We start from the raw sequence: 12,931 nt of genomic DNA, 5'->3' as shown, positions 1-12,931 counted from the left end.
CCTCCTCGGTCGGGCTCTCGCGGCGAGGCGGCCGTTGGTCTGCGGCATCCTCAACGTCACTCCCGACTCCTTCTCCGACGTGGGGCGGTGTCCCACCGTCGCCGCAGCCGTGGAGCACGGGTGCACGCTCGCCGACGAGGGGGCGGACCTCATCGACGTCGGCGGGGAGTCCACGCGGCCCGGTTCCCGCCCGCCGACCCTCGCCGAGGAGCTGGACCGCGTCGTCCCGGTGGTCGAGGCACTGGTGCGGCGGGTCCCGGTCCCGCTGTCGGTGGACACCTCGCGGCCCGAGGTGATGCGGGAGGCCGTCGCCGCCGGCGCGAGCATGATCAACGACGTACGGGCACTACGGTCACCGGGCGCTCTGCAGGCCGCCGCGGAGTCGGGGGTGCCGGTGTGCCTGATGCACATGCAGGGCTCGCCGGACACCATGCAGCGCGAGCCCCGCTACGAGGCAGTCGTGCCCGAGGTGCGTGCCTTCCTCGCCGAGCGACTGCGGGCCTGCCTCGAGGCCGGCGTCCGCCCGGAGCACCTGGTGGTCGATCCGGGCTTCGGGTTCGGGAAGGACGTGTCGCACAACCTCGCGCTCCTGGCGTCCCTCGGCAGGCTCAGCAGCCTGGGGGTGCCGATCATGGTCGGGCTGTCCCGCAAGTCCATGCTCGGGCAGCTCACCGGTCGGGCCGTGGGGGAGCGGCTGCCCGCCTCCCTGGCCGCGGCCGTCCTCGCCGCCCAGCGGGGTGCTGCGGTGCTGCGCGTGCACGACGTGGCGGCCACGCGAGACGTCCTCACCGTCCTGGCGGCTGTCGAGACGGTGTGACCGGGCAGCGGTCCCCGTCGGTCAGATCACCGCGCGGATGGCCCGCTCGAAGCCGAGCACGTGCTCCCGGGCGAGGTCGTCGGCCCGGTCGGCTTCACCGGCCGCGATCGCCCGGAGCAGGTCGACGTGTTCGCCGACGTGCTCGTCGACCCTCGGCAGGCGGTCCAGGAACAGGCAGAAGATGCGCGTCGCCAGGTTGTCGTAGCGGATGAGCACGTCCTCGAGGTGCGGGTTGCCGGCGGCCCGGTAGATGGCCCGGTGCACGGCCAGGTCCCAGCGCATCAGCTCCGTCCGGTCGAGTTGGGCCACGTCGAGGTGCTCGATGCTCTTGGCCAGCTGGTCGAGCTCACCCGGCCCGGTGCGGGAGGCCCGGTCCGCGGCGCGGCGGGCAGCCAGCGGTTCCAGCTGAGCGCGGATGTCGGAGATGTGGGCGAGGTCGGAGATGTCCATGCCGGTCGCGAACGTGCCGCGTCGTGGGTACGACACGACCAGGCGGTCGACCTCCAGCCGCTTCAGCGCCTCGCGGACCGGGGTCCGGCCCACGCCGAGATCCTGGGCGAGTCCGTCGTCGTCGATGGGATCGCCGGGGCTGATGGACAGCATGATCAGCCGGTCCCTGATCGCCACGTAGGCCTTGTCCGCCAGGGACGTGACGGCGGATGGGTCCAGGTCCAGCGGTACGGCGGTCACGCCCCGATCGTAGGGGGTGACGATCACCGAGGCTTGCCTCCATGTGGTGAAAGACATACGCTGATCCTACAACTGGTATATCAGCCGGTTGATCGCGACGTCCCGCTCCGGCCGCCGGTGCTGCGAGGAGCCCGCATGACCATCAGCGCCTTCGACCTGTTCAAGGTGGGGATCGGCCCCTCCAGCTCGCACACCGTCGGGCCCATGCGTGCGGCCTGCTCCTTCGCGTCCCGGCTGCACGACGAGGCACTGCTCCCACGTGTCGCCGGTGTGCGCTGCGAGCTCTTCGGGTCGCTCGGGGCCACCGGGCACGGGCACGGCAGCGTCAAGGCGGTCGTCCTGGGTCTCGAGGGCGAGCAACCCGACCTCGTCGACCCGGTGGCGGCCCAACCCCGGGTCGATGCCGTGCGCACCGAGGGCACGCTCCGGCTGGCGGGCGAGCACCTCATCTCCTTCTCCATCGACGACGACGTCGTGCTCCACCGGCGCAAGCGCCTGGACTTCCACAGCAACGGCATGCTCTTCCGGGCGCTGGACGCACACGGCGAGGAGATCAGCCGACGGGAGTACTACTCGGTCGGCGGCGGGTTCGTCCTGGACGAGGACGACGCGGGCAACCCGGCCATCGTCGAGGACCCGACACCGGTGCGGTACCCGTTCCACACCGGTGACGAGCTGCTGGCCCGGACGCGGGAGGCGGGCCTGCGGATCAGCGACGTGATGCTGGCCAACGAGCTGGCCTGGCGCACCGAGGCGGAGGTCCGCGCCGGGCTGCTGCACATCTGGTCGGTGATGCAGGAGTGCGTGGACCGCGGTACCCGGGCCTCCGGCGTCCTGCCCGGGGGGCTCAAGGTCCGCCGGCGCGCCGCCGCACTCCGCACCCAGCTGGAGGAGCACCCGGACGAGTCCGACCCGCTCCGGGCGATGGAGTGGGTGACCCTCTACGCCCTCTCGGTCAACGAGGAGAACGCGGCCGGCGGACAGGTGGTCACCGCTCCCACCAACGGCGCCGCCGGCATCGTGCCCGCCGTCCTGCACTACTACCGCGACTTCGTCGACTCCTACTCCGAGGACGGGGTGGTGCGCTTCCTGCTCACCGCCGCGGCGATCGGGCTGCTGTTCAAGGAGAACGCGTCCATCTCGGGTGCGGAGGTGGGTTGTCAGGGGGAGGTCGGCTCCGCCTGCTCCATGGCCGCCGCGGGCCTCGCCGAGCTCATCGGGGGGACGCCGGAACAGGTGGAGAACGCCGCGGAGATCGGCATCGAGCACAACCTCGGCCTCACCTGCGACCCCGTCGGCGGGCTCGTGCAGATCCCGTGCATCGAGCGCAACGCCGTCGGCTCGATCAAGGCCATCACCGCGGCCCGCATGGCCGTCCGGGGCGACGGCCGGCACCACGTCTCGCTGGACAAGGCGATCAAGACCATGCGCGAGACCGGCGCGGACATGAAGGACAAATACAAGGAGACCGCCCGTGGCGGGCTGGCGCTCAACATCGTCGAGTGCTGAGGAGGCACCCGTGTCCCACCCCTTCACCCTCACGCTCAGTTGCGCCGAGCGCCCGGGCATCGTGCACGCCGTCAGCTCGTTCCTGTTCGAGCACGGCTGCGACATCGTCGAGCACCAGCAGTTCGACGACCCACTCCGCGGGCAGCTGTTCCTGCGTACGGCGTTCGTCGGTGCCGAGGGCACCGACGCCGAAGACCTGTCCCAGGCATTCGGCGCGGTGGCCGACGAGTTCGGGATGTCGTACCGGGTCGCCGGCGATCAGCCGGAGCGGATCCTGGTGATGGTCTCCAAGCTCGGGCACTGCCTGAACGACCTGGTCTTCCGGTGGCGGGCGGGCAACCTGGGCGGAGAGCTGGTCGCGGTGGTCTCCAACCACGAGGACCTGCGGCCGATGGCGGAGGCCGCCGGCCTGCCCTTCGTGCACGTGCCCGTGACCCCGGCCACCAAGGGCGAGTCCGAGGCCCGCCTGCTCGAACTGGTCGACGAGCACCGCGTCGACCTGGTGGTGCTGGCCCGGTACATGCAGGTCCTCTCCGACGAGACGTGCGCGGCGCTGTACGGACGGGCGATCAACATCCACCACTCGTTCCTGCCGGGCTTCAAGGGCGCCAAGCCCTACCACCAGGCGTTCGACCGCGGCGTCAAGCTGGTGGGGGCGACCGCCCACTACGTGACCCCCGAGCTGGACGAGGGCCCCATCATCGAGCAGGAGGTCATCCGGATCGACCACACCCACGACCCCCGCGCACTGGCCACCGTGGGCCAGGACGCCGAGGCGCTCGCGCTCTCCCGGGCCGTGCGCTGGCACAGCGAGCGGCGGGTGCTGCTCAACGGTCACAGCACGGTCGTCTTCCGCTGAACCCGGCGGCGACGGCCTGACGTCCACAGGCGTGTGACCGATCCTGGGGCTGTGCCGGCCCCTCCCGCGCCTGTCCACCACCCCGTCTTCGCCCGTGCCTTCGGCCGGCTGGCCGCGGCGGGGGAGCGGTTCGGACTGGCCGAGGTCCGGGGGAGACTGCTCGCCGACATTGCCGGCCGGGTGCTCGAGGTCGGGGCGGGATCGGGCACCAACTTCGCGCACTACCCGCGCGCAGTCAGTCAGGTGGTCGCCGTCGAGCCGGAGCCGCACCTGCGCCGACTCGCCGAGCAGGCCGCCGAACGGGCACCCGTGCCGGTGAGCGTGGTGGACGGCGTCGCGGAGGCCTTGCCCGCCGGCGACCGCGAGTTCGACACGGCCGTCGTCACGCTGGTCCTGTGCAGCGTGGCCGACCAGCTGGGCGCGCTGCGCGAGCTGCACCGCGTGTTGCGCCCCGGCGGGCGCGTGGTCTTCTGGGAGCACGTCCGGGCCGAGCGGCCGCCGCTGACGATCGTGCAGGACGCCCTCGACCGCACCGTCTGGCCGTTGCTGAGCGGCGGATGCCACGTCGGACGCGACACCGTTGCGGCGATCACCGCCGCCGGCTTCGCCGTGGAGCGCCTGGAGCGTCGTCGCATGCCGGACACGCGGATCCCGCTGCCCATGGCGCCGCACGTCGTCGGCACCGCGCGGCGGAGGTAGCCGGCTGTCCCGATCCCCTCGCTGGCACCACGGAGGTGGCCTTCTCCAGCCTCCAGACCATCACGGGACCGACGGACCTCGGCACCGTGTCGACGGACCTCTACTCCCAGATGCGTGTCCTCGCGGACTGCCGATCCGCCTCACTCGAGTGACGCCCTGCTCCTGGTCGCGCCTCGATGAGGGCCTCGTCGATGAACTCGTCGTCGGGTGCGTTTGACGACGAGTCCACTGACGTGCCGTCGGTGGCGTTCCGGCAGCCTGTCGACATCTCTGCGCGCAGGGGCAGACCGGCACCGGGACCCGCCGTCGGGCTCTCCGCCCTGCTCGACGAAGGCCGTCACCGTCGGGCGGCGATGACCTCCCGGCCGCGGTTGGAGGTGGCGAAGCGGTCGATCATCGCGCGCAGCTCCTCGGCGTCGACGTCGGCACCGAAGGGCTCGGTACCCGGTTCGAGGCGCACGCCGTGCGCGAGAGGGCCGGCGACGACCGGGTCGAAGCCCAGGTCGGAGACGATCCCGCCGACCACATCGAGGTCGGTCGCCTCGTCCCCGGCAATGGCGATCGCCTTCCGGCCGGGAGCGCCGGCGGGGAGGGCTCCGCCCTCGAGATCGTGGTAACCCATGTGGTTGAACGCCTTCACCACCCGGGCCCTCGGCAGGAACGCCTGCACGACCTCGCTGGTGGAGGTGCGCGGATCGGTGAGTTCGTCGCGGATCCCGTCGACCTCCCACCAGTAGTTCATCGCGTCGATGACCAGCTTCCCGTCCAGGGCATCGACCGGCAGTGAGCGGTGCTTGCCCAGCGGCAGGGCCAGGACGACGACATCGGCCTCGAGCGCGGCTCCAGCCGCCGTGGTGGCGGTTGCTCCCGGCACGAGTACCTCGACAGTCAAGGCGATCTTCGCCGGAGCGCCCGAGCCGGCGAGAAGGACGTCGTACCCGGCCCCGACCGCAAGCCGGGCCAGCACGGTGCCCACCTTGCCGGCGCCGAGGATGCCCAGCGTGCGGATCGCCTCCGTGGTCATGGGTGGACCCTCCTGCCGGATTGGAGTTGAGCGTTCATCTCGTCTCAACCGCTCGACGCCTCCGATGTTCCAGCCGACCCGGGGACCACCCCCCCCGGCCCGCCAGGAGCACACGAGCCGCCGCGCGCGCTGGGCGGGGTGGTGCTGCCCGCGGCCGTGGCGGTCTCGGACGGTGTCACGCGCCTGCGGTCCGACACCTCATCCCGATCGGTCCGGAGCCGCCCGGGGGCAGCCGCCGCAGCCCCGCCAGGAGAGTTCCCGGTCGCGGACAGGGACCGAAGGCCCTGTCGCCGGGCCCCGCCAGGGGGGAGACTCGTGGGAGTCCGGTGCTCCGCTCGAACCCGAGTCGCGCCTTCGTCGGTCCCGACCGCCTCTTCCTGACTTGATTCGAGGACCTCATGACCAGCTCAGCACCGCGACCGTCCGACGCCGAGCGCCTGGACCTGCACAACGCGAGCATCGACGAGTCGGCCGCGGCTGCCGGCCACTGCGGCATGACGGACCTGCACACCGGCCGCGTCTGCCAGGAGCGACAGGATCACGTCGGCAGTTGCGCCTTCGTCGCACCGTCCCATGGGCCGACGCCCGACACCCGTTGAGGTGCTGGGCCGGCTGGCGACGCCTGCCCCCGGTCCACCTGCCGTTGCGCAGGAGGCGGCGACGAGCGGGCGGCGGAAGAGCAAGGTCGGCCAGTCGGCCGACGTGGTCCTCCAGGCATCGGGTGAACGCGCCGATGGCAGGAACGGAGGAACCCCCACCGGCCTGAGACCGTGGAGGTTCAACTCGGTCTCCGCGGGGCGACACGGTGCTTCCGCACACGCCTTGACGACGTCGGTTGACATCCGGTGCTCGCCAGGCGGGACCGTCAGCCGGTGCGAGATGCGCAAGACCCGTACGAGCACGTCGTCGTCGTGGATGGACCAGGCGACGCGGTACTGACCTCTGCGGGCGGACCAGTGGTCGGCGATGCGCCCACGTCTCACGGTCCTGCTCGGTCACGTTCTGCACACGCTTCGCCCGCCACTGCCGAGGGGCGGGCAGCGAGTGCCTACTGTGACTCGCGTAACCGGCCGACCGCCTCGGTCGGCCCACGACGTCCGGGCACGCCCGGCCGCCCCGGGGGACGTGCGGTCGCCTCGTCGGGGCCGACGTGGTCGTCGTGCTCGACAAGGGAGAGACATGCGCACCAAGCTCCACACCGTTGCCGCGGCCGGCGCCGCGGTCGTCGTCCTCGCCTCCTGCTCCTCCGGCGACGGCGGTGGGGACTCCGCCGCCTCCGGGGGGCTGACCGGCGAGGGCAGCGGCGAATCGTGCACCATCGAGGGCGAGGTGCCCATCGGCGCGGTGCTCAGCCTCACCGGCGCAGCGGCCAGCTACGGCGAGTCCCAGCAGCGCGGCCTCGAGCTGGCCGCCGCGGAGCTCGCCGAGCAGGACGGCGTCACCTACGACCTCACGATCGAGGACGACCAGACCGACCCCCGGCAGGCCATCACCCTGTTCGACCAGTTCGTCTCCGACGACGCGAGTCTCATCATCGGGCCGACGCTGTCCAACGCCGCCGTCCAGGCCGACCCGATCGCCCAGGACGCCGGCGTCCCGGTGTTGGGCATCTCCAACACCGCCGCGGGCGTCACCGAGATCGGTGACTACATCTTCCGCGACTCCCTCACCGAGCAAGCGGTGATACCTCAGACGATCGCCCAGGCGACCGAACAGTTCGGGCTGGAGGACGTCGTCGTCATGTACAGCAACGACGACGCGTTCACCGAGTCCGGGTACGAGGCGTTCACCGCCGCGCTCGAGGACGAGGGCGTGAACGTCAGCGAGACGATCACCTTCTCCAAGTCGGACACCGATTTCCGCGCCCTGCTGACCCAGGCCCAGGAGAGCGACCCGGATGCGCTGGTCGTCTCGGGGCTGATCGAGGCCGCGGTGCCGCTGGTGACCCAGGCCCGTGAGCTCGGGATCGATGTGCCGATCATCGGCGGCAACGGGTTCAACAACCCGCAGCTGATGGCCGATGCCGGCGAGGCGGCCGAGGGCGTCATCGTCGGCGCCGCCTGGAACTCGTCGTCCGACAATCCCGAGAACCAGGCGTTCCTCGAGGCCTACGAGGCCGAGTACGGCGCGCAGCCCGACCAGTTCGCCGCCCAGGCCTACACCGGGCTCAAGCTGGTCGACCAGGCCGTGCGCGCCAACTGCTCCGCGGAGCGGGACGACATCCAGGAGGCGCTGGGGCAGATCGAGAACCTGCCCACCGTCCTCGGTGAGTTCTCCATCGACGAGAACCGGGACGCCGACCACCCGGCCGTCGTGCAGGTCGTCCAGAACGGCGAGTTCGCCGTTCTCGACTGACCCGGCACGCGGCGCCGGTCGGCTGACCGGCGGCGCCGCGTTGCGACCCCGCCGGGGCCCCGGTCCTCGGACCGGGGCCCCGGGCGCGCGTGTCGGCTACCGTGCCCGGGCACCCACGACGAGAACAGGCAACGCTGTGCAGCAGCTCCTCAACGGCATCTTCATCGGCTCGATCTACGCGTTGTTCGCCATCGGCTTCACGCTGGTCTTCGGCATCCTCGACCGGCTGAACCTGGCGCACCCCGCGGTCTTCGCCGCTTCCGCCTTCGTCGGCATCGAGCTGGTCGAGCGGGGTGGGCTGTCCCTCTGGGCCGCCCTGCCGATCGTGTTCGTCTTCGGCGCCCTGTTGGGCCTGGTCATCGAGCGTGTGGCGTTCCGGCCGCTCAAGGGCCGGGCCGACGCCCACTTCGCCGGGCTGATCTCCTCCATCGCGCTCGCCGGCATGCTGGTCGCGCTGCTGCAGTGGCGCTACGGTCCGGACACCCGCCGCTTCCCGCCGGGCTCCTTCCCCGACACCCGGTTCGAGTTCGCGGGGGCCCAGGTGACCCTCGTGCAGGTGGTGATCCTCGCGATCTCCCTCGCCCTCATGGTGGGCCTCACGTACATGGTCACCCGGACGCGGCTGGGCCGCGGGATGCGCGCGGTCGCAGAGAACCCGACGGCGGCGCGGGTGCTCGGCGTGGACGTCGACCGGGTCACCGCGGTCACCTTCGCGATCTCCTCGGCGCTCGGCGCGGTCGCCGGCGTGCTGTTCGCCATCAACGTGAACACCGCCCAGCTGGGCATGGGTTCGGCGATCGAGCTCAAGGGCCTGGCCGTGATCATCGTCGGCGGCATGGGCTCGCTGCCCGGCGCGCTCATCGGCGGGCTGCTGCTGGGCCTGGCCGAGGTGTTCGCCGTCCAGTACATCGGCTCGTCCTGGAGGGACGTCATCGCCTTCGGCCTGCTGTTCGTGATCCTGCTGCTGCGCCCGCAGGGGCTGCTCGGCGCGCGGAAGGTCCGGGAGGTCTGATGCTGGACCAGTACGCCACCACCCTGACCTTCATCGCGCTGGGCGCGATCTTCGCCTACTCCTTCTACGCCGTCCTGATCGCCGGGCAGCTCAGCCTCGGCCAGGCCGGCTTCGCCTCGCTGGCGGCGTTCTCCGGGGCCTACCTGGCACCCAGCGGGGCCGACGTCGGCGAGATCCCTGCGCTGCTGATCGCCGTGGTGATCGGCATGTCGGTCGGCGCGCTCGCCGCCGTCGTCCTCGGTCTGCCGACCATGCACCTGCGCGGGGTCTTCCTGGCCATCGCCACCCTCGGGTTCGCCGAGGCGGTGCGGGTGGTGCTGCTCAACCAGGAGTGGACCGGTGGCGCCCAGGGCCTCGGGGTGCCCCGGGTCCTCACCGTCGGCATGGCGTGGACCGCGCTCGCGCTGGTGGCCTACTGGTTCTGGCGGATGGGCCGTTCCCGGTACGGCCGCGCCCTGGAGGCCATCCGCGAGGACGAGCTGGCCGCCCGCTCCATGGGCATCGACGTGGGCCGCCACCGGCTCGCCGCCTTCGTCACGGCAGGGGCGGTCGCCGGGCTGTACGGCGTCCTCTACGCCTACTACGTCCGGCTCATCGCCCCCAACGACTTCGACTTCATCGCGGCCGTCGAAGGTCTGGTCACCGCGGTGGTCGGTGGTTCCACGATGTTCCTGGGGCCGCTGCTGGGCAGCGGGTTCCAGACGATCGTCCCGGAGGTCCAGCGGGCGGTCGGGGTGGAGGCCGGCTGGATCCGGCCGTTCCTCGCCGGCCTGCTGCTGCTGGTCGTCATCCTGTTCCTGCCCGGTGGTCTGGCGAGCCTCATCCCGCGCCGGACGCGCATGCCGTCCGGGGCTGCCGACGACGACGACGCCGCCGGCCTGGCCGGTCGTCGTCACCCGGCGGCCGGCGAACCGGTGGTCACCCTCGCCGGGCTGGGCAAGGAGTACGGCGGGGTGCACGCCGTCCGTGGCGTGGACCTGGAGATCCGGGCCGGCGAGGTGGTCGGCCTGATCGGCCCCAACGGGGCCGGCAAGACCACGCTGGTCAACATGATCAGCGGCCTGGTCCCGCCCAGCACGGGCAGCGCGACGGTGCTCGGGACGGCGATCGGCAGCACGCCGGTGCACCGCATCGCGGCGGCGGGGGTGAGCCGCACGTTCCAGCACTCGAAGCTGTTCAACCGGCTGTCGGCGCTGGAGAACGTGCTGGTCGGTGCCCACCTCGTCAGCCGGCCGACCTTCCTGCGGCGACTGCTCTGGCTGCCGTCGGCGCGCCGGGACGAGCGGGCGGCGCTGCGGCAGGCGGCCCGCTGCCTGGCGCGGGTCGGGCTGACCTCGCTCGCCGCCACCCGCGCCGAAGCCCTGTCCTACGGCGACCAGCGCAGGCTCGAGATCGCCCGCGCGCTGGCCTCCGACCCGTCCCTGCTGATCCTGGACGAGCCCGCCGCCGGGATGAACCACGTCGAGGCGGCGGAGCTGTCGCAGCTGATCAGGTCCCTGGCGCAGGACGGGCTGACCATCCTGTTCATCGAGCACAACGTCGGCATGGTCCTGCAGACCTGCAGCCGGGTCGTCGTCCTCAACTTCGGCGAGGTCATCGCCAGCGGTGCGCCGGAGGCGATCGCTGCCGACCCCGCGGTCATCGAGGCCTATCTGGGCTCGGCGGACGACGACGTGGACGGCGGCCTGCTCGCCGAGGGAACCCGCGCGGACGCGACCCCGGCCGAGGATGCGCCACCGGATGCGGTCATGAACCTGCGGCCCGGTGACGCCGGCACCCTGGACACACCGGACACCGGCCCGAGAGAGGCGACATGAGCGACCCCATCCTCACCGTGGAGGCCCTGCGGGTGACCTACGGGCGGGTGGAGGCGGTCCGGGACGTCTCGTTCCGGGCGCAGCAGGGCTCGCTGGTGACGCTGGTCGGGGCGAACGGGGCGGGCAAGTCCTCGGTCATCAACGCCGTCTCCGGCATGCTGCGGCCGGCCGGCGGGCGGATCACCTTCGAGGGCCAGGACATCACCCGGACGCCGGCCCACAAACTGGTGGGCCGCGGGCTGGTGCAGGTGCCGGAGGGGCGTCAGATCCTCGCCACGCTCACCGTCGAGGAGAACCTCCAGATGGGCGGCTGGCACTCGGGGACCGACGGCGCGCGCTCCGTCGACGCCATGTACGACCGGTTCCCGGTGCTGGCCGACCGGCGGTCGCTGCCGGCCGGTGCCCTGTCCGGTGGCGAACAGCAGATGCTGGCCATCGCCCGCGCCCTGATCGCCGGGCCGAAGGTGATGCTCATGGACGAGCCGTCGATGGGGCTGGCGCCCAAGATCGTCGCCGAGGTGTTCCGTGTCATCGAGGAGATCCGTGCCTCGGGGACCACGGTCGTGCTCGTGGAACAGAACGCCCGCCGGGCGCTGCGCGCCGCCGACCACGGGTACGTGCTGCAGAGCGGGGAGGTCGTGCACTCCGGCCCGGCCGGTGAGCTGCTCGCCGACGAGCGCGTCGTGCAGGCGTACCTGGGGGTCGAGAGCGGCAGTTGACGGCGGGCGGCCCGTCGTCCCAGCACGTGCAGCCGCTGTGGTGCGACGCCGGTCGCGCGCTGGCACGGTCGGCGAGGGCCTGCCGTCGGGTCGGCCGAGGACGTCCGATGATCCGAGGAACGCAGGCTGCCCCCGCTCGACCGCCGTCCCCACCCCGCCCGGACCACGAGGACCTCTGATGACCAGCACAGTCGGCCCGCGCCGTCGCCCCCGGTGGCGCGAGCTGCGCCCGATGCTCCCGCCCGTCCCCACCCTGCCGACGACCACCACGAGGCTCGCGCAGGCCGCCGACATCGGCGATCTGCGCGAGCTCGCCGCCGGCGCGCGCCCCGGATGGTCTTCGACTACGTCGATGGCGCTGCCGAGAGCGAGCGCTCGCTCCGGGCGTCCGTCGAGGCGTTCGACCGGGTCACCTTCCGACCACGTGTCCTCCGAGACGTCGGCACCGTGTCCACCAGCACGGACGTGCTCGGGCGGCGCCTGATCCTGAGCTGACAGCAACGAGCTCGAGGCTGCATCGGCCATGGATTCCCGCTGTGCTGGGGCGATGAGGTCGCTGGTGCGTCCTGTGACGGGGGAGTGGGCCGGCTGCTCGCGGCGCCCGGGCCGGTCACACGGGAGAGGTGCATCCCGCCAGCCGCTTTCTGTACCGGGGCGTACGATTTAGGATATGGGTGATTCCCCACGTGCCGTCGGTCGCCCCAGGGAGTTCGACGTCGATGAGGCGCTCGATGTTGCAGTTCGGTTGTTCTGGGAGCGGGGCTATGAAGGAGCCAGTCTCGCCGACCTGACCGGCGCCATGGGCATCTCCAAGCCGAGCTTCTACGCGGCGTTCGGCAGCAAGGAGCAGCTCTTCCGTCGAGCCTTGGACCGCTACACGGAGGGACCGGCTTCCTATGGTCTGCGGGCGTTGGAGGAGCCGACGGCGCGGCAGGTCGTGGCGGCGTTCTTCGATGGAGCGGTTCGGGCTACAACCCCTCCGGAGGGACCGGCCGGATGTCTGGGTGTCCAGGGCGCACTTGCGTCGAGCAGTGGAGGCCAGGCCGCGCACGACGTGCTCGCCGGCTGGCGCAACGATGCCGGCGACCGCTTGGCGGAGCGCTTTCGGCGAGCTGTCAAGGAGGGGGACCTCCCGTCGGATGCCGACCCGCAGAGCCTGGCGCGTTACGTCATGGCGGTGGGTTTCGGCATCGCCGTCCAGGCCGCCAGTGGCGTCAGCCGCCAGGACCTCCAGCTGATCGCCGACGTCGCGCTGCAGAACTGGCGGCCTTGAGGACGGTCGGCTCACCCGGCTGAGAGGCGCCAGCTCGACGACGGCGTTGTGCATGACGTCGCCGTCGAGGTGGCCGGCCGGCGTTGAACCCCACGAGGTGATTGCACCCGGGTGTCTCGCCGCCCAAATTATATACCGACCGGAATACAACCTCATG

General features: G+C 71.7%; 12 protein-coding genes. 10 read left to right on the top strand and 2 right to left on the bottom strand.

The genetic code is table 11. The features are described 5' to 3' along the window. The first annotated feature begins 34 nt into the window (after nt 1-34). Nucleotides 35-817, top strand: a complete 783-nt coding sequence (gene folP, locus O2V63_RS08530; protein WP_269167110.1) for a dihydropteroate synthase — start codon at nt 35-37, stop codon at nt 815-817. Between the two features lie 21 nt (nt 818-838). Here folP and O2V63_RS08525 read toward each other — a convergent pair whose 3' ends face one another. Then, nucleotides 839-1,507: a GntR family transcriptional regulator gene (locus O2V63_RS08525; protein WP_269167109.1), complete on the bottom strand. Its 669-nt coding sequence runs from the start codon at nt 1,505-1,507 to the stop codon at nt 839-841. A 135-nt stretch (nt 1,508-1,642) separates the two neighbouring features. Here O2V63_RS08525 and O2V63_RS08520 point away from each other — a divergent pair, with 135 nt between their 5' ends. From O2V63_RS08520 to O2V63_RS08510, 3 genes are read left to right on the top strand one after another with little or no spacing between them, the layout of a single operon-like run. Next, nucleotides 1,643-3,016 carry an L-serine ammonia-lyase gene (locus tag O2V63_RS08520; protein WP_269167108.1) on the top strand — a complete coding sequence of 458 codons (1,374 nt, stop codon included), beginning with the start codon at nt 1,643-1,645 and terminating at the stop codon, nt 3,014-3,016. Nucleotides 3,017-3,026: 10 nt separating this feature from the next. After that, nucleotides 3,027-3,875 (top strand): formyltetrahydrofolate deformylase, encoded by an 849-nt coding sequence (purU, locus tag O2V63_RS08515; protein WP_269167107.1) that lies wholly within the window; start codon nt 3,027-3,029, stop codon nt 3,873-3,875. A gap of 51 nt (nt 3,876-3,926) precedes the next feature. Next, nucleotides 3,927-4,574: a class I SAM-dependent methyltransferase gene (locus O2V63_RS08510; RefSeq protein ID WP_269167106.1), complete on the top strand. Its 648-nt coding sequence runs from the start codon at nt 3,927-3,929 to the stop codon at nt 4,572-4,574. Nucleotides 4,575-4,911: 337 nt separating this feature from the next. Here the strand turns inward: O2V63_RS08510 and O2V63_RS08505 are convergent, their stop codons facing one another. Beyond that, a complete protein-coding gene (locus tag O2V63_RS08505; RefSeq protein ID WP_269167105.1) occupies nt 4,912-5,598 on the bottom strand; it encodes an NADPH-dependent F420 reductase in 687 nt (228 codons plus the stop codon). A gap of 1,179 nt (nt 5,599-6,777) precedes the next feature. Here O2V63_RS08505 and O2V63_RS08500 point away from each other — a divergent pair. From O2V63_RS08500 to O2V63_RS08480, 6 genes are all read left to right on the top strand, one after another. Next, nucleotides 6,778-7,953: an ABC transporter substrate-binding protein gene (locus O2V63_RS08500; RefSeq protein WP_269167104.1), complete on the top strand. Its 1,176-nt coding sequence runs from the start codon at nt 6,778-6,780 to the stop codon at nt 7,951-7,953. Nucleotides 7,954-8,089: 136 nt separating this feature from the next. After that, entirely contained in the window at nt 8,090-8,965 is an 876-nt protein-coding gene (locus O2V63_RS08495) for a branched-chain amino acid ABC transporter permease (protein ID WP_269167103.1), read from the top strand. Then, nucleotides 8,965-10,782: a branched-chain amino acid ABC transporter ATP-binding protein/permease gene (locus tag O2V63_RS08490; RefSeq protein WP_269167102.1), complete on the top strand. Its 1,818-nt coding sequence runs from the start codon at nt 8,965-8,967 to the stop codon at nt 10,780-10,782. The genes O2V63_RS08495 and O2V63_RS08490 overlap by 1 nt, the downstream gene beginning before the upstream one ends. Beyond that, nucleotides 10,779-11,501, top strand: coding sequence for an ABC transporter ATP-binding protein (locus O2V63_RS08485; protein WP_269167101.1), 723 nt, complete (start codon nt 10,779-10,781; stop codon nt 11,499-11,501). Before O2V63_RS08490 ends, O2V63_RS08485 begins: the two co-directional genes overlap by 4 nt. 213 nt (nt 11,502-11,714) lie before the next feature. Then, the gene (locus O2V63_RS20800) at nt 11,715-11,996 is read left to right on the top strand and encodes an alpha-hydroxy-acid oxidizing protein (RefSeq protein WP_442929007.1); all 282 of its coding nucleotides are present in this window, start codon (nt 11,715-11,717) and stop codon (nt 11,994-11,996) included. A gap of 175 nt (nt 11,997-12,171) precedes the next feature. Further along, nucleotides 12,172-12,774: a TetR/AcrR family transcriptional regulator gene (locus O2V63_RS08480; RefSeq protein ID WP_269167100.1), complete on the top strand. Its 603-nt coding sequence runs from the start codon at nt 12,172-12,174 to the stop codon at nt 12,772-12,774. The last annotated feature ends 157 nt before the right edge of the window (nt 12,775-12,931 follow it).

Source organism: Modestobacter sp. VKM Ac-2977 (genome assembly GCF_026968045.1).
GTDB lineage: Bacteria > Actinomycetota > Actinomycetes > Mycobacteriales > Geodermatophilaceae > Modestobacter.
The sequence above is the reverse complement of the archived record's forward strand: the minus strand, read 5'-3'. Positions and strand labels throughout refer to the sequence as shown.